Raw genomic sequence first — 19,111 nt, 5'->3', positions numbered from 1 at the left:
GCAAAGGACGCCGCCGTTGCGAAGCGTCTTCAGGGCTCGGTAAATGATCTCGCCTTAAACCGGAACAAGGGCCTCAGTGCGGGACACAGGCGCCTTCGCCCGAGGTGACGATGCGGAGCCAATGCTTCCTAAAATTCTCGACCTGGTTCGACGCCCCGCTGTTCGCGCGTTTTGCAATCGTCGGCGTGACATGCGCCTTATTAAACAACGCTTTGCTAATTTGCTTCGTGATGCTGGGGCTCATGCCGATCGGTGCAGCGCTGGCGACCGTGCCACCAAGTCTCATGATCGGCTACGCTCTTCAGGCCGGTTTTGTGTTCCGCGAGCGCCCGACCTGGGCCGCCTTCCTGCGCTACTGCATCGCGATGCTCTCCAATCAGCCTATCAGCCTCGCCCTAATCTATGTGTTTTGTCACATCCTCAGGCTACCAATTTACATCGCGGGGCCGGCCATGACGGCAATGCTGTCACTCTGGAATCTGATAGCGACCCGATGGGCGATCGAATCCGAAGGTAGTTCGCCGGAAGCCCCACGGTTGCCGGAAGTGGAAAGATGATCTCCCCTCGGCGCATTGCCATCGTCTGCGACGCGGTCATGCCGTGGAACAAGGGCGGGCGCGAAATGATCCTGCATCAGATATGCCGAAGGCTCCGTCGCGCGGACCAGGAAGTGCATATCTACACGATGAACTGGTGGGGCGGTCCTGCAATCATAGAAAGAGAGGGAGTTTATTTCCACGGGCTTTGCAAATTCAGACCGCTTTACAGGGGCGATCGCCGCTCGACCGCGCAAGCGCTGTTCTTCGCGTTTTCCGTATTCAAACTCCTTTTCGAGCCCTTCGACGTGCTCCACGTCGATCACATGCCCTTCTTCCCACTCTATAGCGCCCGGATCGTCGCCTGGCTCAGAGGAAGACGGATGACAGCCATATGGCATGAGGTCTGGGGACGTGATTATTGGTTTAAGTATATGCGCGGCCCAGCCGGCGCGATCGGTTATCTGACGGAACGAATATCCTTCTCGCTCCCTGACGCTATCGCTTCTGATTGCGAACTCACGACGGCGCGCTTACGCGCGAATGGCGCGACCTGTCAGATCGAGACCGTGCCTCTCGGCGTAGACGCTAAGGCGATTGCGGCAGTTGGTCACGCAGAAGAGCAAAGCGACGTCATTTATGTCGGCAGACTTATCAGCCATAAGGGAGTCGACCTGCTTGTTCGAGCCATCTCGAGACTCGAGGCCGAACGGCCGAATATTCGCGTTCTGATTATCGGAACAGGCCCCGAAGAAAAACGCCTGATTCAAATGACCGCGTCGCTCGACCTATCGAAGAATATTCTTTTTCTCGGCCAAATCGACGCAAACGAACGGGTCTTCGCATTGATGAAGTCATCAAGCGTTCTAGCCCTTCCCTCCCGGCGCGAAGGATTCGGGCTCGTGGCGCTAGAGGCCAACGCCGCCGGCATTCCCGTGGTGACCCTGCGTCATCCGGACAACGCGGCGCAGGCGCTGATCCGTGAGGGCGTCAACGGCTTCCTGGCTGATGAATCGGAGGACGACCTTGCGGCCAAGATCGGCCTTGCGCTGTCTCGTAAAGAGGCGCTTCGCCCTCTCGAGGGCCTCGAGGCATATGATTGGGAGATCGTAGCCAGGCGTCTCGAGCGGCTCTGGCTGCCAAAGGAACAGCCGAGCGCGTCAGGAAAATGAAGGAAAAGCTGAAACCGGCGAACGACGCCGCCTCAGGCGTCCTGTACGCCAGCTTCTAGTTTGGTTGCCTATCATGAACATGGAACTTGGTAAGAAAGACATCGTCCGTGACCGGGTTTTCGCCACGCACCGGGCGCCTCTTGCGTTTCGTCACGCGCTGATTGCCTGCGCCGCGTCGATCATTGCCGTCTCCTCGGCCGCTTATGTCGCGGTCACGCTCTATCCGCTTCGACCCGCCGCCGCCTTAGCGGAATATTTTTTCCGCATGCAGGATGCTTTTTGGCTTGTGGCGATCGCCATTTTCCTGGCCGCTTGCGGCGTTTTGCGTTTTCCGGTTTTTTCGGCGCCGCTCCCCAACAGGATTTCCCCGGGCCTCGTTGCGCTCGCGCTTGCCGCCTTGGTCTTCCTTTGCGGTGCCATCGGCGCGCAGCTCGTCTTCGACGGCTACCATCTTGCTCGAGATGAGGCTCTCGCGGAATTCGACGCCGTGATTTTTCGCACCGGTCGATTGATCGCGCCGGTCGCGCCGGAGTGGCGCGCCGTCTCGCAAGCGCTCGCACCGCGTTTCATGCTCCCCATCGCGGAGCAGATGGGTTTTTCCTCCCAATATCTCCCCGGCAACGCGCTGCTTCGCGCTGTCGTCGGCTTATGGGCCGATCCCAACCTCACGAGCCCGATATTGCTGGCGATCGCCGTCCTTGCCGCCTATGGCGTCGCGCGGCGGCTCTGGCCCGACCGCCGCGACGCCGCCATTATCGCGCCGCTGATGATCGCCACCTCGTCGCAGGCGCTCGTCACCGCCATGACAAGCTATGCGATGACCGCCCATTTGGCGCTCAATCTTTTGTGGCTCTGGCTGTTCCTGCGTAACGACAAAATCGGACACGCGGGCGCCATTCTCGTCGGCGCGCTCGCCTGCGGCCTGCACCAGGTCGTTTTTCATCCCCTCTTCGCCGCGCCCTTCATCCTTCGCTTGTGGTGGGAAAAGCGACGCGTTCTGGCTGTGGTCTATAGCGTCAGCTATGCGCTCATCTGCCTGTTCTGGATGCGCTATTTTCAGATCGCCCTGGAGCTCCAGGGCATGACTGCGGAAACTGCGCGGGGCGCGGGGCTTCTCGATTTCATCGATCGCGCGGTGGAGCAGATCCTCACCGGCGAGAAGAATAGCTTCGCCATCATGCTGATGAACATTTTGCGCTTCGTCGGCTGGCAAAACCCGCTTCTTCTGCCTCTGGCGCTCCTCGCCTATGGCCAGATACGCCAGGGAACGGGCATTGCGCGCGAGCTGGCCGCCGGGGTCGCGCTGACGCTTTACGCGATGATGATTATCATGACCTATCAAGGCCATGGCTGGGGGTACCGTTATTTACACGGGCTGATCGGCAATCTGGCGCTGCTCGCGGCCTATGGCTGGGTCGGCGTTACGGCGCAGGCAAGCGCCGCGCAAATGGCGGCTTGCCGATCGATCGTCGCCATTTCGAGCGCCTTTGCCGCATTCCTCCTTTTCCCCGCGCATGCAAAGCAGGCGCACGACTTTGCGGCCCCCTACGCCAGAGCCAGCGCCGCCATCGCGCGCGCCCCGACGGATCTCGTCATTCTCGACGGGAGCGACCTCCTCTTCAGCGAGGATCTCGTCCGCAACGATCCGTTTCTGCGCAACAGGCCGATCGTGCTCGGCCTCACCCTGATGGACGAGACCGATCTCGTAAGGCTCTGCCAAAGGCATAGCGTCTCCCTCTTCGATGCGTCGCAAGGGCGCAGATATGGGATACGGCCGGACCCTGGCAGTCAGGTCGCCGCCGAGGGCGACCTTCGCGCGAAACTGCGGGCTGCCGAAGAGCAGCGCCGTATGAAATTGCGAGCGACAATGGCCGGGGCGCCCTGCGCGACGCCGCATTCCACAGGCCCGTAAAGTCTTTGCTGCAGGATACTGAAGCTCGAGCGCTTGTTATACGAGTTCGGCTTGATTGGTTCACCGCCGTCATTGCGGGCGCTGAGCAAAATCAGCGCCTTTGCTGCTCTGGATTCCGGTCGAGCTTTCGGCAATCGGAGCAGTTTAAACGGAAATGGCATTACGAGCGCACACGGAGCGAAAAACTGCCGCCCTGGGTATATTATGTCCATGGCGCAGCTTGAAATTCCGGCCTCCACCTGCTTGGGGAGGCATAGCCGAAACGGCTCTCGCGGCGCGTTCAAGGGGTTAGCGAGGGCTTGGCGGTTTCTCGCGGCGACGGGAGTTGCGGCACATGTTATCCGCGTTGAGTGAATGGCTGTTTGGCGCGTCCGGGCTCGCGCCCCACGGCTATTGCCTGCTTTGGGAACCCGAGCTGATTTGGCTTTATGCGATTTCCGACACAGCCATCGCGGTCGCTTATTTTTCCATCCCCATGGCGCTCGGCATTATTGGAAGACGGCGCCGCGATCTCATCTTTCCTCCGATGCTGTGGCTGTTCGCCGCTTTCATCATGCTTTGCGGCACCACCCATTGGCTCGATCTGGCCACGCTTTGGACGCCGCTCTACGGCATTCAGGGCGTCGTCAAGGCTGCGACGGCGCTGGCCTCGATTTCCACGGCGATCGTGCTGTGGTGGAAGCTGCCGGATTTTCTCTCCCTCCCGTCGATCGCACAATTACGCGACGCCAACGCCGCCCTGCGCGAGAGCGAGGAACGCCTGGCGCATGCGCAGAAGATGGAGGCGATCGGGCAATTGACGGGCGGCATCGCGCATGATTTCAACAATATGCTTCAGGTGATCGTGGGGTCGATCAGCGTCATCGAGCACCAGATCGAGATCGGGCGCGCCCAAGACATCAAGCCTGCCGTCGCCGCCATACAAAAAGCCGCGAACAACGCCTCGAGCCTTATCAACAGATTGCTCGCCTTCTCGCTGCGCCAGACGTTGACGCCGCGCGTCATCGAGCCCGGCAGGCTCGTCGCCGAAATGGAAGAGTTGCTGCGTCGGACTCTGGGGCCCGAAATCGAGCTGCAGCTACGCCTGGCGCCGGCGCGCTGGAACGTCGCCTGCGACCCTTCGCAGCTCGAGAGCGCTCTGCTGAATCTCGCCATCAATGCGCGCGACGCCATGCCCGAAGGCGGCGCGCTTCAAATCGCCACGGCGGATCGGGAGCTGATCGCCGACCCGGACACCCCCGGCGCGCAGCCGGGAAACTACGTCGAGATCGCGGTGACCGACAGCGGCGAGGGCATGACCCGTGAGGTCCTGAGCCGGGTGTTCGAACCTTTCTTCACGACCAAGCCGACGGGCAAAGGCACGGGCCTCGGCTTGTCCCAGATATATGGGTTCGTCAAACAATCCGGCGGATTCGTGCGGATCGAGAGCCATCCTGGCGGGGGAACGCGCGTGAGGATTTATCTTCCCGGCCGCGGGCCCGTAAAGGATTGCGTCGCCGCTGAAGATCGCCCCCGCATCGAAGCAGCGGCTTTGTCCGAGTCGACCCATCGTGGAAAAGCTCTCGTCGTCGAGGACCAGGCGGAGGTGCGCGCGCAAATCGCCGAGGCGGTCGCCCGAATGGGCTTTACCGTCGTCGAAGCCAGCGAGGGCTTGGCCGGACTGAAGGAATTGGAGTCCGACGCGCCGCTGGACCTGCTGATCACCGACGTCTGCCTGCCGGGCGTGAACGGTCGCCAGCTCGCCGAAACCGCTCAATCCAAGCGGCCGGAGCTACCGGTGCTGCTGATTACGGGCTATGCGGGGAATTCGTTGGAGACGTTGCGGCTCGCGCCAAACATGCAAATCCTGCGCAAGCCGTTCCTTCTGGACGAATTGACCGCCAGGGTTCGCGCGATGGCGGGAAACGCCGCTTCGTAAAGGCGTGACGCCGGTTTTGCCCAGAGCCCGTCATTGCGAGCGAAGCGAAGCAATCCAGGGCGGCGATGCGGCGCTGGATTGCTTCGTCGGCTCCGCCTCCTCGCAATGACGGCGGTGACTTCCTTTGTGTCCAAACGGCGCGAGCGTCCGGGATGGCGCCGAACAAATCGAGCGCAGCTTTGGCCTCGGCCGCCGGCGTCTCTACCCGTATTTTTGATTTCAATGGTGGGCGATGCAGGGATTGAACCTGCGACCCCTCCCGTGTGAAGGGAGTGCTCTCCCGCTGAGCTAATCGCCCGTCGCGTCGGACGCGAGGAACCCTCCTGTAAGAGAGGGCGGGGCGTTCCGTCAAGTGCGCGTGAAGGCGGAAGGCGGGAGAATCGACTCCGCCGCCGCCCAAAGCTCGTCGAAATGCGAGATCACCCGGTCGGGCGCGAGCTCGGTCACGGGGATCTCCGTATAGCCGAAATCGACCGCCACCACCGGCGCGCCGGCGCCTTTGGCGGTGTCGATGTCGGTCTTGGAGTCGCCCACCATCACCGCCCGCGCCGGGTCCCCGCCCGCCGCTTGAATGGTCAGCGCCAACGTGCGCGGATCGGGCTTGTGCATGGGGAAAGTGCCGCGTCCGCAGATCGCCGCGAAACGATCGGCGGCTCCGAGCTTCTCCAACAGCAGCCGCGCCATCCGCTCGGGCTTGTTGGTGCAGACCGCGAGCGTGAAGCCGGCGTCGCCGAAGCGATCGAGCGCCGTCAGGGCGCCGGGAAACAAGCGGCTCTCATCGGCGATATGGGCCTCGTAATGCGCCAGAAATTCGACGACCAGCGGCTCTACCCGCTCCGGCGGCAGCGGCGCGCCGCTGAGGGCGAAGCCGCGCTCGATCAGCGCCCGCGCCCCCGCCCCCACGATGCTGCGCGCCGAAGCGGGCGGCGCCAGGGGCAAGCCCTCGCGGGCCAGCAGCACATTGAGGGTGGCGATGAGGTCGTGGGCGGTGTCCGCCAAAGTGCCGTCGAGATCGAAGACGAGAATGGGCGCGCGCTGGGTCATGCGCCCGGGCCTAAAGGGCGCGCGCGCGCCGATCAAGCGCCGCCGCCCGATTTTCCCGCCGAAAGGCGGCGTGTAGACTGCGCGCAACCGATTCGCGACAGGAGAGAAGGAATGCGTCTTTCGCAATTTTTCGGTGGCCGGGGACGCCGTTTGCTCGCCGCATCGCTCGCCCTCGGGCCGCTCCTGGCGACAAGCGCCGCGTCGGCGGCCGGAAACTACGAATTTCTCGCCGCGCCGCAGACCGACCTCAACCGGGTCTTCCGGCTCGACAAGGCGACGGGCGAAATCGGCGCCTGCCAATATGGCCTGAAGGAAGGCACGGCGATCGGCGTCACTTTGTGCTATCCGCCGGGCGAAGGCGCCAAGGCGGGCACTTTCAGCGAATATGCGCTCGTCGCCTCGCGCCATACGGGCGAAGGCGGCGTGTTCCGCGTCGATCTGCGCTCCGGCATGATGTCGATCTGCTTCGTGCTCAACGAAAGCTCGGTCGTCTGCACGCCCCAAGCCAAATGAAGCCTCTGGCGCAGGCGACGGCGGTTGAGTTCGCGGGCGTTCGCTTCGTTCTCACGGACATGGACGAGACGCTGACCTATCGGGGCCGCCTCCACGCCCACACCTATTCGGCGCTGGAGCGGTTGCGCGACGCCGGCGTGACGGTCATCCCGGTGACTGGCGCTCCGGCGGGCTGGTGCGATCAGATGGCGCGCATGTGGCCCGTCGACGGCGTCATCGGCGAGAACGGCGGGTTCTTTTTCCAGCGCGATCCCAGCGGGCACGACATAGCGCGGACATTTTGGCATCCGGACGCGGCGCGCGCGGAGGTCGCCGCCCGTTTGCAGGCGATTGCCGACGCCGTGCAAAGCGCGCTTCCGCAAGCGCGGCTCGCGCAAGATCAGCCATTCCGCCTGACGAGCCTCGCCTTTGCGCGGCCGGACGACCCCGTTCTTTGCGGCAAAATTCTTTCCGCGCTGAGGGAGGCCGGCGCGGATGCGACAGTCAACAACCTCTGGGTTCTCGGCTGGATCGGCGGTTACGACAAGCTCGCAATGGCCCGTCGCGTCCTCGCCGAAACATTCAGCCTCAACATCGACGACGATCGCGACGGAGTGCTCTATTCCGGCGACTCGACGAATGACGCGCCCATGTTCGCCTTTTTCCGTCACACCGTCGGCGTCAGCACCGTTCGCGACTATCTGTCGGAAATCCCGACGCCGCCAGCCTGGATCACGCAAGGCCCCGGCGGCGCCGGCTTCGTCGAAATCGTCGACGCGGTGATACAGGCTAAAAAAACGCGGTAGAGCGGAAGCGGCGGCGGGCCGCCCGGGCCTCGCGACCAAGGCTCGGAATCCAGGTTAACAAACCTTACGCAGCCGCGTCATGCCCGCGCTTGTCGCGGGCATCCACGCCAGGACATTGCGACACGCGGGGAGAAGAAGCGGCGTTATTCCGGCTCATGCTCTCAGCTTTTCAGCATCGGCGCGGCGTGGATGGCCGCGACAAGCGCGGCCATGACGTCGGAAGGCGTCTGCGCGTTAACCCGAATTCGGAGCCCTGCATTGCGACCGCGACGATTGATTTTGCGTCCGCAAGCTCCTATTCGCGGGTTTCGCCGCCTCTCCCGCGGCGCGGGATCACACCATGTCGCCCTTTTCCGCTGACGCCATGAAGCGCGCCGCCGCCGAGGCGGCGCTTCAATCTGTCACCCATGGCATGCGCCTTGGGCTCGGCACCGGCTCCACCGCCGCGCATTTCGTCGATCTGCTCGGCGCCCGCGTGCGCCAGGGGCTGGAGGTGGTCGGCGTGCCGACCTCCGAGCGCACGCGCCTCCAAGCCGAGGGGCTCGGCGTCACGCTGTCGACGCTCGATGAAACGCCGGAGCTCGACCTCACGATCGACGGCGCCGACGAGTTCGACGCATCGCTGCGGCTGATCAAAGGCGGCGGCGGCGCTTTGCTGCGTGAAAAAATCGTCGCGGCGGCCTCCAAGCGCATGTTCGTCATCGCCGACGCGACGAAGGAAGTGGAGACGCTCGGCGCCTTTCCCCTGCCCGTCGAGATCGACCGTTTCGGCGCGCGCTCGACGAGGCTGCATATCGAGCGCGTCGCGCGCGGCCTGGGGCTGGAGGGCCCGATCACGCTGCGCATGAGCGCGCCGGACGCGCCCTATCTCACCGACGGCGGCCATTATATCTACGACTGCGCCTTTGGCGCGATCGATGCGCCGGAGACGCTCGCCGAGCGGCTGCGCGCCATTCCTGGCGTCGTGGATCACGGCCTCTTCATCGGCCTCGCCACGGCGATCTTCGTCGCCGGCAAGGATGGCGTGCGCATCGTCGGCGACGTGACAGGCGGCGCGCTATGAGCGGCTTCGACTATGATCTCATCGTTATCGGCGCGGGCTCGGGCGGCGTGCGCGCCGCGCGCGTGGCGGCGAGCCATGGCGCCAAGGTCGCAATCGCGGAGGAATTCCGCGTCGGCGGCACATGCGTCATCCGCGGCTGCGTGCCAAAGAAGCTCTATGTGCTCGCGAGCCGTTTCAAGGACGAGTTCGAGGACGCCAAGGGCTTCGGCTGGCATGTTGGCGAGACCTCCTTCGACTGGCCGACGCTCGTCGCCGCGAAAGAGAAGGAGATCACCCGCCTCTCCGGCCTCTACGAGCAGACGCTCGGCAATGCGAAAGTAGAGCTGATCCGCGCCCGCGCGACCATCGCCGGGCCGAACGCCGTGCATTTCTCCGACGGGCGCACGGCGCGCGCGCGCTACATCCTCATCGCGACAGGCGGCGCGCCGGTGCTGGCGCCGCATATTCCCGGCCTCGAATGGGGCCTCTCGTCGAATGAAATATTCGATCTGCCGACCTTCCCGCAGCGGCTGCTGATCGTCGGCGGCGGCTATATCGCGGTGGAATTCGCCAGCGTCTTCGCGCGCCTCGGCGCGGATGTTTATCTCGCCTATCGCGCCGATCTCCCCTTGCGCGGCTTCGACGAAGACTTGCGCAAGCGCGTCGCCGAGGCGCTGACGTCGGCAGGCGTCGCGCATCACGCCGGCGCGCTGCCGACGCGCATCGACAAATGCGCCAAGGGCTACGCCGTCTCCATGAGCGACGGCGAGACGCGCGAGGTCGACGCCGTGCTGGTCGCCACCGGCCGCCGGCCGCTCACGCAACATCTCGGATTGGAGCGCGCGGGCGTGGCGACGCGCGAGAATGGCGCGATCATCGTCGACGCGCAGTCGCGCACAAATGTGCCGTCCATCTATGCTGTGGGCGACGTGACCGACCGCATCAATCTCACGCCGGTCGCGATCCGCGAGGGCCATGCTTTCGCCGACACCGTCTTCGGCGATCTGCCCACGACCGTGAACTACGACAATGTGGCGAGCGCCGTCTTCACCACGCCGGAGGTGGGCGCTGTGGGGCTGACGGAGGCCGCCGCGCAAGAGAAATACGCCGCGCTCGATATTTACGAGACGAGCTTCCGCCCGATGCGCGCGACGCTCTCCGGCCGCGCCGAGCGCATCTATATGAAGCTCATCGTCGAGGCCGAGGGCCAGCGCGTCGTCGGCGCGCATATTTTCGGCCCAGAGGCGGGAGAGATGGCGCAGCTCCTCGCCATTCCGCTCAACATGGGCGCGACGAAACGCGACTTCGACGCGACCATGGCCGTGCATCCGACGGCTGCCGAAGAGCTGGTGACGATGCGGGCGCCGGCGCGCAGGATCAGGCGAGAAGGGTAGCGGGAGCCGCCAGCGCCTTTGCCGTGGTTATGGACCGCGAGCCTTCGGGCTCGCATTGCGGGGCGAGCCTGAAGGCTCGCGGTCCAGAGGCGCCCATGCTTTCTCGCGCTCCCCCCTTCTCTCGCTTGCGGGAGAAGCTGGCCCTCGCGTCAGCGAGGGTCGGATGAGGGCCCATCTCGCCCGCTCATTTTATCCCCACCCTCCAAAGCTCCCCTATACTCGCTCCCGCCTCGCCAACTTGCAGGGGCGTCGTCAGGGTCGGCGGCGCCGGCGGGGTCGGTTAAGCGCGGGACGCGACCCTCGTTCCGCGCGGGACTCCGGCGCCGCCCGCCGGGTCTCTCCTTCGTGGGGAGATTGCGTGGCGCAAGTCACGCAAAGGCTGGGCATAGTTTTCGCGCCCGCGACACGCGGCCCGAGTACCGAAAGGGAAAGCGCCGGCGGGCCGAAGGCGGCGCATGTCGAGGCCCTTGCGACGCGCTCGGGAGGTTCAAACCTCCCGGGAAAGAAGCAGTCGCCGTCTGGCGGCTGCGCCCGAAGGGCCAAGGTCACTTAGATGACCCCACCCCGGACGGAAAGGTGCGCGCGAATAAAGACCGCAGCCGGGACGTTCTGGTTCCGATGCGCTTATTTTCTCACGCTACCGGCCGAACGGGGCCGGGGCGTCCCGGCTTCCTGTATCGCCTCGCGTCGGAAATCGGCGGCGGGGAAGTTGGCGCTGGGTCGCCCCCTCCCCAACCCTCCCCCGCTTCGCGGGAGAGGGGGTAGATTGTGGCCTTCATCAGCAATGCAGATCGCGAGCGTCCCCTCTCCCGCTTGCGGGGGAGGGACAGGGAGGGGGCGTCTCAGTGATGGAAATGATGCCCATTTCCCTGCGCGCAGCCAATCAGGGCCGGGGCGTCCAGCGAGACGCCGGAAAGGGTCGCGCCGTCTCGAATTTTCCTCTATAAGCGCCTTTCACGCCAAAGCCGTGGCCTCAGGAGGCCATGGACTCGCGGCGGCTGATTTCGTGGAGTTTGGAAAGTGGAACGCTGGACGCCGGGCAGTTGGAGGAATTTGCCGATCGAGCAGACGCCGGTCTATCGCGACCAGGCGGCGCTCGCGGATGTCGAGAGGCAGCTCGCCGGCTTTCCCCCGCTCGTTTTTGCCGGCGAGGCGCGCAATCTGAAGCGCCAGCTCGCCGATGTGGCGGCCGGCAAGGCTTTCCTGCTTCAGGGCGGCGATTGCGCCGAGAGCTTCAACGAGCATTCGGCCGATAACATCCGCGACTTCTTCCGCGTTTTCCTGCAGATGGCGGTGGTGCTGACCTATGCGGCGGGCTCGCCCGTGGTCAAGGTCGGCCGCATTGCCGGGCAATTCGCCAAGCCGCGCTCCTCGCCGACTGAAAAGAAGGGCGATCAGGAGCTGCCGAGCTATCGCGGCGATATCATCAACGACCTCGAGTTCACGCTAGCCTCGCGCGAGCCCGATCCGCAGCGTCAGCTCTTGGCCTATCGCCAGTCGGCGGCGACGCTCAATCTGATCCGCGCCTTCGCGGCCGGCGGCTTCGCCAATCTCGAAAATGTGCATCGTTGGATGCTCGGCTTCGTCAAGAACAGCCCGCAATCCGCGCGCTATCAGAAGCTCGCCGACCATATCACCGAAACGCTCGGCTTCATGCGCGCGATCGGCCTCGATCCCGAGCACCATCCCGAGCTGCGCGGCACGGATTTCTACACCTCGCACGAGGCGCTCCTGCTCTGCTACGAGCAGGCGCTGACCCGCATCGATTCCACGACGGGCGATTATTACGCGACCTCCGGCCATATGCTGTGGATCGGCGATCGCACGCGCCAGGAGCAAGGCGCGCATGTCGAATTCATGCGCGGCATCAAGAACCCGATCGGCCTGAAATGCGGTCCGAGCCTCACGCCGGACGGATTGCTGCGCCTCATCGACGCCCTCAATCCCGACAATGAGGCGGGGCGGCTGACGCTCATCTGCCGCTTCGGCGCGGATAAGATCGGCGACGCCATGCCGGCGCTCGTGCGCGCCGTCACTCGCGAGGGCCGTAATGTCGTGTGGTCCTGCGATCCGATGCACGGCAACACGATCAGCGCGGCCGGCTACAAGACGCGCCCCTTCGACCGGATCATGTCGGAAATCCGCGGCTTCTTCGAGGTCCATCAGGCCGAAGGCAGCTATGCCGGCGGCATCCATCTCGAAATGACCGGCAAGGACGTCACCGAATGCACCGGCGGCGCCCGGGCCATTTCGGAGAATGATCTGCGCGACCGCTACCACACTTATTGCGACCCGCGCCTCAATGCGGAACAGGCAATTGAAGTGGCGTTCCTCGTGGCCGAGCTGCTCAAGGCGGAGCGGGTTTCCCGCGGCGTGCCGGAGCAACACGCGGCGGAGTAAGGCCATTTCCGTTTGAGCAGCTCGCGTTGGCGTCTGTCATTCCCGGCGGGCTGAAAGCCCGACCGGGAATCCAGAGCCACAAAAGCGCTGGTTTGGCTCTGGATTCCCGATCGCTCGCTCTGCGAGCGTCGGGAATGACAACCGGGCCAATCAGCGGATCTCCGATAAGACCCGGTTGGGCCCCCCTGAGGGGAGCGGCGTCAGGCAACCACGCTATATCTCTCCCCACCCGCCGCTACGCCGCTAAGATGCTCGTGGCGACGATGGGAAAAGGGATGGAGCTGGCGGCCATGAGCGCACCGGAAAACAACGACCCTTTCAATCTGCAGCGCTTCATCGATGCGCAAAGGGACTCTTACGCGCAGGCGCTCGCCGAGCTGCGCGCCGGGCGCAAAACCAGCCATTGGATCTGGTATGTCTTTCCGCAACTGACGGGTCTCGGCTTCAGTCAGGCCAGCCGTCTCGACGGTCTTTCCGGGCTTAATGAAGCCCGCGCCTATCTCGCCCATCCAGTTCTTGGCCCGCGGCTGCGCGAATGCGTGGACGCCATGGCGACGGGCGATCGCAGCGCCGAGGATGTCCTGGGTTCAACCGACGCGATGAAGTTCCGCTCGTCGATGACGCTGTTCGCACGCGCCGCGCCGGAGGAGCCTCTTTTCGAGCAGGCTCTGGGGCAGTTCTTCGACGGGGCGGAAGATCCGAAAACGCTCGAATTGCTAAATGAAGAAGGGCGGTGAATGCGCCCTTCAGTTTGTTTACGAACTTCGGAGGCGGCCTCGTCCTTCGAGACGGGCGCTTCGCGCCCTCCTCAGGATGAGGCCTATGTGTTTGGCGCAGATGCAGAAGCCCCTCATGCTGAGGAGGCTGCGCAGCAGCCGTCTCGAAGCACGAGGGGCGTCAATGCCACTTTGTCGGCGATCCTATCTGCGACAGCAGCGTCAGCCCACCGTATCCTCGACCTCGCGCACGGTCATGGCGTTGCCATGCCAGACGAAATCGTCGAAGAGCAGCGCGTCGACGAACATCACCGGCAGGAGCAGATCGCGCATCGCCAGCGCGAAGGGCGTGCGCCAGTCGAGCGGGAAGCGGCAAACGCGCGCCAGCCACAATTCGCCGCCATGCAGCGCGCCGACGATCGCGGCGGCGGTCAAAGCAGCGGAGGCCGCGTCGCCGCCGAACTCCAGCGCCGCATAGGCGCCGAGCACCACGGCCACGAAGCTGCCGTTCATGAACTCCGGCGCGTAATGGGCGGGGAACGTCACGCGGCGCAGGCGCGCCCAGCGGACATGGCGGGAATAAACCTCATGCGCTGTGCGCTGGCCGAGCGGCTGCTCGAACGGCATGTCGACGAGCCGCACCCGCATGTTCTGCGCGCGGATGACCTTGGTCGAGGCGGCGTCCTCGGCGATCTCGGCGCCGAGCGCGCGAATGCCGCCGGCGCGGTCGAGGACCTCGCGCCGCCACATCATATTCTTGCCCTGGGCGAAGCCGGCGCCGATCGCCTCGGCGCCATATTGCCAGCGCGCCTGGAAGGTGTTGAGGATCGCGCATTCGACCGCGCCCCAGAAGCCGACCGGGCGCGAGCCGATCGGCATGGAGACAGTCATCGCCGTGTCCGGCCGGAAAGCCGCGAGCATGGTCTGCACATAATCGCGCGGCGGCAAAGCGTTGGAATCGGCGAGGATAACATAGTCGTAGCGCGCCGCCTCCCAGCCCTTGACGCAATTATTGAGCTTGGGATTGGCGCTGACGTAATCGTCGCCGATCAGCAGCTTCGCCTCGCGCTCGGGATGCGCCTTGATCAGCCGCTCGACGAGCGGAATGATCGGGTCGCTCGGCGACTGCACGCAGAAGACGATTTCATAATGGGGATAGTCGAGCTCGAAGGTCGCGCCGAGCGTCTCCTCCGAAAAAGCCTCGAGGCCGCGCACCGGGCGCACGATGCTGACCCAGGGCGCATCGGCCGGAGCCGGCATGTTCCGCTCGCGGGCGCGGCATTTGCGGCCCATGAGCCACATGCTGGCGAAGTTGAGGACGAGGATGAAGGCGCACCATCCGGCGCAGATATAGGCGAGGATCATCGAGTTTTTCGGCTCACGCGTCGACTTGGGCGGATTGGCGGCGCAGGCGAAGGCTGGCTTCGGTCTGACGGTTGGCGCGGCGCGCCAGGCCCGGACGCGGCCAGCTCAATATTCCGACTGACAAAAACGTCGGCTCTTGGCAAAAGGGTTGCGGCGCGGGATTCTTTTCCCTGCCCTCGCTTTGCGAAAACTCCTGACGAAGCTTCCTCATGACCTCTCCGATCGTTCGTTTCGCGCCGTCCCCGACAGGCCGCATCCATATCGGCAATGCGCGGGTCGCGTTGTTCAATTATTTGTTCGTCACAATGCACCATGGACGATTCATACTGCGGTTCGATGACACTGATTTCGCCCGATCTACCGAGGAATTTGCAGGCTCGATCGAAATCGATCTCGCCTGGCTCGGCGTCGTTCCGGACGCGATTTTCAGGCAGTCAGAGCGCATCGCGCTCTATGAGGCCGCGGCCGCAAAATTGCGCGAAGAGGGTCGCCTCTACCCCTGCTACGAGACGCAGGACGAGCTGGAAAAGCGCCGCAAAATGCAGCAGGCGCGCGGCTTGCCGCCAGTCTATGACCGCGCCGCGCTGCGCCTTTCCGACGCCGAGCGCGCCAAGCTCGAGGCCGAGGGCCGCCGGCCGCATTGGCGCTTCAAGCTCGCGCCGGGCGTCGTGGAATGGAACGACCTCATTCGCGGGCCTGTGCATATCGATTGCGCGGCGCTCTCCGATCCGGTGCTGATCCGCGAGGATGGGAGCTTCCTCTACACCCTGCCCTCCGTCGCCGACGACATCGACATGAAGATCACCCATGTCATTCGCGGCGAGGACCATGTGACCAACACGGCCGTGCAGCTCCAGCTCTTCGCGGCGCTCGCCCCGCAGGCGCCGCCGCCCGCTTTCGCCCATCACAATCTGCTGATCGGCGCGAGCGGCGAAGGGCTTTCCAAGCGCACAGGCTCGCTCTCCATCGCCTCGCTGCGCGAGGAAGGCTATGAGGCGCTGGCCGTCGCGGCGCTCGCGACGCTGACCGGCTCCTCCGACAATGTGCAGGCCGTGCGCACGCTCGCCGAGCTGGGGCGGCATTTCGATCTCGCCCATGTCTCGCGCAATCCGGCGCGCTTCGATCCCGGCGATCTCGCGACGCTGACGCATCGCACGCTGGCGCTCTTCGAATTCGAGGATGTGCGCGACCGTCTCGCCGCGCTCGACGTCGTCGGCCACAAGGCGGAGCCGCTGTGGCGCGCGGCGCGCGGCAATCTCTCGACCTTCGACGATATTCTCAAATGGTGGCGCGTGGTCGAGGGCGAGATCGCGCCGGTCCGCGAGGACGCGGACTTCCTCGCGCAGGCCGCCGCGCTTCTGCCGCAGGAGCCTTGGGACGAGACGACCTGGTCCGCCTGGGTCGGCGACGTGAAGACGGCGACGGGCCGCAAGGGAAAGGCGCTGTTCCACCCGCTGCGCCTCGCGCTTACGGGGGAAGAAAGCGGTCCCGAGCTCGCGGCGCTCCTGCCGCTGATCGGGCGCATGACCGCAATCGCGCGCCTTGCGGGCTGAGAGGGCCCTCTTCCGAAGTCATATGAATTTTGGTCGACTGGTGCGCTGTCATTCCCGACGCTCGCGCAGCGAGCGATCGGGAATCCAGAGCAAGACCAGCTACTCTGGCTCTGGATTCCCGGTCGGGCTTTCAGCCCGCCGGGAATGACAGATGCCATTGAGAGCTATCCAAGCGGTTATGTCGCTCAGCGCAGAACGGAGACGCCGAAGAGATAGGGATGCAGCAGCAGGAGCAGCACATAAAGCGCCGTGCCGGCGCCGAGCGCGATGGCGTCGCCCTTGGTGAAGGCGTCGAGACGCGGCGCGCCGAGGTCGCCGCGCCGCTTGACGGCGATGCGGTCATAGACGCCGAAGCCCAGGAAAGAGCCGAAGAGCAGCATGCCGCCGAGATCGCCGTTGACGAGAAGATGCGCCGTCGCCCAGCTCTTCAGCGCGACGAGCGTCGGATGACGCAGCCAGCCCCTGATGCGCGAGGGCGGCGCGCGGCGGCTGGCGAGCGCCACGAAGGCGATCCACACCAGCGGCATGGCGATATGGCGCGTCCAGGACGGCGGGTCCCAGATCTGGACCATTCCTTCGGCGCGATAGCGCGAGAAGCCCCAGACGGTCAGCACAAGACCGAGAAGCGCGACAGCCGAATAAGCGCCCTTATAGGCCTGCAGGCCATATTGCGCGACGAGCTGGCCGCGCGCGCCGCGCAGGGTGGAAAAGACATGGACGCCAATGAAAAGCGCTATGCCGAGAATGAGAACGAGCATGTTGGGTTGGCTCCTCGCCGTTGGCAAAAAGAGTTATACGCCTCAAAAACAGCGCACTTGCGCTTCGGCCTGCGCGCGACGCAGCGTTTCCAGCGTATCGCGCGCGGCGCCCGTGTTGCGCATCATCATGCCGATCTGTCCCGGCTGCTGATTGACGCTCGCGACCGTCTCGGCGGCGACATAGCTGTCATAAGGCAGAATGCTCGCGATCACGTCGATGGAGCAGGAGCATTGCTCGAGCGACAGCCGCGAATCGCCGTTTGCTTTCATGCAGGCGAACACATAATCGGCGCGCGCCGAGGTGGGGTAGTCGTTTATGTCGGCCGCCGCCGCAGGGGCGGCCGCGAGCAAGAGCATAGCGAGCACAAGACGCATCGCGCTTTCCTATCCTCAAAGAAGTCTGTTTTGCAGTCTATCGCTTCGCCCGCGCGACAACCAGCGGTCGCCGGTCAAGGTGACGCAACGTCGGCGCAATGTCATTCGCCCGTCACCCTGCCCCTCTAAACCGGCCTTAGAACCGCTGGGCGACAGCTCGGAAGTTCTAAAAACGCCGGGCCGGAGGTACGCCCGGCGTTTTTTTATGCCCGGCATTTGCGAGATTCTCGCAACGCCAGAGGCAAAAAGATTTGTTATTTTAAGGTCTTGCGCCAGACAGCGGAAATCGGACATTGTAACCCGGGAGGGGACGATGGTCGGTTCTGTCAGGTTCGCAGGATTTTTTTACAGCGCTCAGACCGGCTTACAACGGGATGGCGTCCCGATTCACCTCGGGCCCCAGGCCCGACAACTGCTTGAACTTCTTCTCGAGTCGAATGGGGGAGTCGTCTCGAAGGCGGAGATCGCTTCCCGGCTATGGCCGGATCGCCCGCCGTCGGACGATTCGATCGACCGCTGCGCCTATCTCTTGCGCAAGCCGCTGCGAGAAGCCGGCTCCGGCGATCTGATCGCGACCGCCTATGGCCGGGGTCTCTCCCTGCGCGCGAAGGTGCAGCCGGCCGACCCTGAGAACGAGCCTATGCGCGCGCCGCCTGAGGCCATCGAGGGACGCATTCTCGATCTTTGGCGGACGGCCTGTGAGCTCGCTGGAACGCATTCCCGCGACGGCTACGCCCGGGCGCAAGCGGCGATCGCGGCCGCGGTCGAGAACGGGGGCGAATCGCCGGCGATCTGGTCGCTTTCCGCCGATATCGCGGCGGGCCGCGTCGTTCGCGGGCATCTGCGCCCCGCGCAAGCGGCGGCGATGATCGAGGCCAACGCCGGCCGCGCGCTCGCGCTTTCCCCTGATTTTCCTCCCGCTTTGGCCGCGCTGGGCTGGGCGCGCGCCACGCTCTCGGCGCGGCTCGACGAGGGGCTGGAGATGCTCGACAGAGCGCTGGCGCAAGACCCTGATTACGGCAGGGCGCGGGCTTACCGCGGCTGGGCGCTCGCGGGCGGCGATCGGCTGGCCGAGGCGATCCGGGACGTCGAAGCCGGGCTGCGGGTTTGCCCTTACGATGAAACGCTTCTGAGCTTGCGCGCCTGGCTGGAGCTCTGCGCCGGCGATCCCGAAGCGACCGACGCGCTGGCCCGCCGGGGACTGCATCTGCGGCCCGACGCCGCCAGCCTGCGCGTTGTCGCCGCCACGGCGTGCAGCCTGTGCGGAAAGCATGACGACGCTCACGAAGCGGCGCGACACGGATTGCAGGCGACGCCCAACGACCCGCTGCTTCTCGCCGCCTTTTCCTATGTGCTCGCGAGAGCGGGACGGCTCCAAGAGGCAGAAACGGCCTTTGCCGCCTGTTCGTCGAATGACGGCGCCGCGCCGCCCCGTCTGTTCGAAACGGCCGCGAAACTGGCGCTCGGCCGAGACGCCGAAGCGAGAGAGTCGCTCCGTCGGGCGCGCGACGAGGGCTGCCCCTGGTTCGTCTTCGCGCCGCATGAACCGCGCCTCACGCCTCTGCGTAGCGAAATAAGCAGCTTGCGCGGCAGCCCGATCCAGATCGTCGAGGACGGTTGAAATTTGT

16 protein-coding genes and 1 tRNA gene are annotated in these 19,111 nt (G+C 64.7%); 12 read left to right on the top strand and 5 right to left on the bottom strand.

Annotated elements, in window-relative coordinates; translation table 11 throughout:
- The first annotated feature begins 110 nt into the window (after positions 1-110).
- From QNA11_RS17495 to QNA11_RS17480, 4 genes are all read left to right on the top strand, one after another.
- Positions 111-557 (top strand): GtrA family protein, encoded by a 447-nt coding sequence (locus QNA11_RS17495; RefSeq protein WP_283483993.1) that lies wholly within the window; start codon positions 111-113, stop codon positions 555-557.
- Positions 554-1,708: a glycosyltransferase family 4 protein gene (locus QNA11_RS17490; protein WP_283483992.1), complete on the top strand. Its 1,155-nt coding sequence runs from the start codon at positions 554-556 to the stop codon at positions 1,706-1,708. Before QNA11_RS17495 ends, QNA11_RS17490 begins: the two co-directional genes overlap by 4 nt.
- A gap of 73 nt (positions 1,709-1,781) precedes the next feature.
- Positions 1,782-3,620 carry a hypothetical protein gene (locus QNA11_RS17485; protein ID WP_283483991.1) on the top strand — a complete coding sequence of 613 codons (1,839 nt, stop codon included), beginning with the start codon at positions 1,782-1,784 and terminating at the stop codon, positions 3,618-3,620.
- A gap of 334 nt (positions 3,621-3,954) precedes the next feature.
- Positions 3,955-5,538 carry an ATP-binding protein gene (locus QNA11_RS17480; protein WP_281928950.1) on the top strand — a complete coding sequence of 528 codons (1,584 nt, stop codon included), beginning with the start codon at positions 3,955-3,957 and terminating at the stop codon, positions 5,536-5,538.
- Positions 5,539-5,761: 223 nt separating this feature from the next.
- On the opposite strand, the gene QNA11_RS17475 is transcribed toward QNA11_RS17480, so the two are convergent.
- Together QNA11_RS17475 and QNA11_RS17470 are read right to left on the bottom strand one after the other, a co-directional pair.
- Positions 5,762-5,836 (bottom strand) — tRNA-Val (locus QNA11_RS17475).
- Positions 5,837-5,886: 50 nt separating this feature from the next.
- Complete coding sequence (locus QNA11_RS17470; protein WP_283483990.1) at positions 5,887-6,582, bottom strand: HAD family hydrolase; 696 nt, start codon at positions 6,580-6,582, stop codon at positions 5,887-5,889.
- Positions 6,583-6,693: 111 nt separating this feature from the next.
- Between QNA11_RS17470 and QNA11_RS17465 the strand changes: the two genes are divergently transcribed.
- The 6 genes from QNA11_RS17465 (at position 6,694) to QNA11_RS17440 (ending at position 13,453) form a co-directional block, all read left to right on the top strand.
- On the top strand, positions 6,694-7,095 hold the full coding sequence (locus QNA11_RS17465; protein WP_283483989.1) for a hypothetical protein: 402 nt from the start codon (positions 6,694-6,696) through the stop codon (positions 7,093-7,095).
- On the top strand, positions 7,092-7,880 hold the full coding sequence (locus tag QNA11_RS17460; RefSeq protein ID WP_283483988.1) for an HAD-IIB family hydrolase: 789 nt from the start codon (positions 7,092-7,094) through the stop codon (positions 7,878-7,880). The genes QNA11_RS17465 and QNA11_RS17460 overlap by 4 nt, the downstream gene beginning before the upstream one ends.
- A gap of 340 nt (positions 7,881-8,220) precedes the next feature.
- Positions 8,221-8,943, top strand: coding sequence for a ribose-5-phosphate isomerase RpiA (rpiA, locus tag QNA11_RS17455; RefSeq protein ID WP_283483987.1), 723 nt, complete (start codon positions 8,221-8,223; stop codon positions 8,941-8,943).
- Complete coding sequence (gene gor, locus QNA11_RS17450; RefSeq protein WP_283483986.1) at positions 8,940-10,316, top strand: glutathione-disulfide reductase; 1,377 nt, start codon at positions 8,940-8,942, stop codon at positions 10,314-10,316. Before rpiA ends, gor begins: the two co-directional genes overlap by 4 nt.
- Positions 10,317-11,336: 1,020 nt before the next feature.
- Positions 11,337-12,716: a class II 3-deoxy-7-phosphoheptulonate synthase gene (locus QNA11_RS17445; protein WP_281928961.1), complete on the top strand. Its 1,380-nt coding sequence runs from the start codon at positions 11,337-11,339 to the stop codon at positions 12,714-12,716.
- Between the two features lie 290 nt (positions 12,717-13,006).
- The gene (locus QNA11_RS17440; protein WP_283483985.1) at positions 13,007-13,453 is read left to right on the top strand and encodes a DUF1810 domain-containing protein; all 447 of its coding nucleotides are present in this window, start codon (positions 13,007-13,009) and stop codon (positions 13,451-13,453) included.
- Positions 13,454-13,654: 201 nt separating this feature from the next.
- On the opposite strand, the gene QNA11_RS17435 is transcribed toward QNA11_RS17440, so the two are convergent.
- On the bottom strand, positions 13,655-14,797 hold the full coding sequence (locus tag QNA11_RS17435) for a ceramide glucosyltransferase (protein ID WP_283483984.1): 1,143 nt from the start codon (positions 14,795-14,797) through the stop codon (positions 13,655-13,657).
- 209 nt (positions 14,798-15,006) lie between these two features.
- Between QNA11_RS17435 and gltX the strand changes: the two genes are divergently transcribed.
- Positions 15,007-16,350 carry a glutamate--tRNA ligase gene (gene gltX / locus QNA11_RS17430; RefSeq protein WP_283483983.1) on the top strand — a complete coding sequence of 448 codons (1,344 nt, stop codon included), beginning with the start codon at positions 15,007-15,009 and terminating at the stop codon, positions 16,348-16,350.
- 185 nt (positions 16,351-16,535) lie between these two features.
- On the opposite strand, the gene QNA11_RS17425 is transcribed toward gltX, so the two are convergent.
- Positions 16,536-17,108, bottom strand: a complete 573-nt coding sequence (locus tag QNA11_RS17425; protein WP_283483982.1) for an NnrU family protein — start codon at positions 17,106-17,108, stop codon at positions 16,536-16,538.
- A 42-nt stretch (positions 17,109-17,150) separates the two neighbouring features.
- Complete coding sequence (locus QNA11_RS17420) at positions 17,151-17,483, bottom strand: hypothetical protein (RefSeq protein ID WP_283483981.1); 333 nt, start codon at positions 17,481-17,483, stop codon at positions 17,151-17,153.
- A gap of 313 nt (positions 17,484-17,796) precedes the next feature.
- Between QNA11_RS17420 and QNA11_RS17415 the strand changes: the two genes are divergently transcribed.
- Positions 17,797-19,104 carry a winged helix-turn-helix domain-containing protein gene (locus tag QNA11_RS17415; protein WP_283483980.1) on the top strand — a complete coding sequence of 436 codons (1,308 nt, stop codon included), beginning with the start codon at positions 17,797-17,799 and terminating at the stop codon, positions 19,102-19,104.
- Positions 19,105-19,111 lie beyond the last annotated feature (7 nt).

This window comes from Methylocystis sp. JR02, from assembly GCF_030063565.1.
Classification (GTDB): domain Bacteria; phylum Pseudomonadota; class Alphaproteobacteria; order Rhizobiales; family Beijerinckiaceae; genus Methylocystis; species Methylocystis iwaonis.
This window is presented reverse-complemented; position numbering and strand designations above follow the sequence as displayed.

Coding starts and splice junctions, on each gene's coding strand:
- gor (WP_283483986.1), top strand. CDS start 8,940: ATGAGCGGCTTCGACTATGATCTCATCGTTATCGGCGCGGGCTCGGGC.
- QNA11_RS17470 (WP_283483990.1), bottom strand. CDS start 6,582: ATGACCCAGCGCGCGCCCATTCTCGTCTTCGATCTCGACGGCACTTTG.
- QNA11_RS17465 (WP_283483989.1), top strand. CDS start 6,694: ATGCGTCTTTCGCAATTTTTCGGTGGCCGGGGACGCCGTTTGCTCGCC.
- QNA11_RS17435 (WP_283483984.1), bottom strand. CDS start 14,797: ATGATCCTCGCCTATATCTGCGCCGGATGGTGCGCCTTCATCCTCGTC.
- gltX (WP_283483983.1), top strand. CDS start 15,007: ATGACCTCTCCGATCGTTCGTTTCGCGCCGTCCCCGACAGGCCGCATC.
- QNA11_RS17460 (WP_283483988.1), top strand. CDS start 7,092: ATGAAGCCTCTGGCGCAGGCGACGGCGGTTGAGTTCGCGGGCGTTCGC.
- QNA11_RS17415 (WP_283483980.1), top strand. CDS start 17,797: ATGGTCGGTTCTGTCAGGTTCGCAGGATTTTTTTACAGCGCTCAGACC.
- QNA11_RS17440 (WP_283483985.1), top strand. CDS start 13,007: ATGAGCGCACCGGAAAACAACGACCCTTTCAATCTGCAGCGCTTCATC.
- rpiA (WP_283483987.1), top strand. CDS start 8,221: ATGTCGCCCTTTTCCGCTGACGCCATGAAGCGCGCCGCCGCCGAGGCG.
- QNA11_RS17480 (WP_281928950.1), top strand. CDS start 3,955: ATGTTATCCGCGTTGAGTGAATGGCTGTTTGGCGCGTCCGGGCTCGCG.
- QNA11_RS17485 (WP_283483991.1), top strand. CDS start 1,782: ATGAACATGGAACTTGGTAAGAAAGACATCGTCCGTGACCGGGTTTTC.
- QNA11_RS17420 (WP_283483981.1), bottom strand. CDS start 17,483: ATGCGTCTTGTGCTCGCTATGCTCTTGCTCGCGGCCGCCCCTGCGGCG.
- QNA11_RS17425 (WP_283483982.1), bottom strand. CDS start 17,108: ATGCTCGTTCTCATTCTCGGCATAGCGCTTTTCATTGGCGTCCATGTC.
- QNA11_RS17495 (WP_283483993.1), top strand. CDS start 111: ATGCGGAGCCAATGCTTCCTAAAATTCTCGACCTGGTTCGACGCCCCG.
- QNA11_RS17490 (WP_283483992.1), top strand. CDS start 554: ATGATCTCCCCTCGGCGCATTGCCATCGTCTGCGACGCGGTCATGCCG.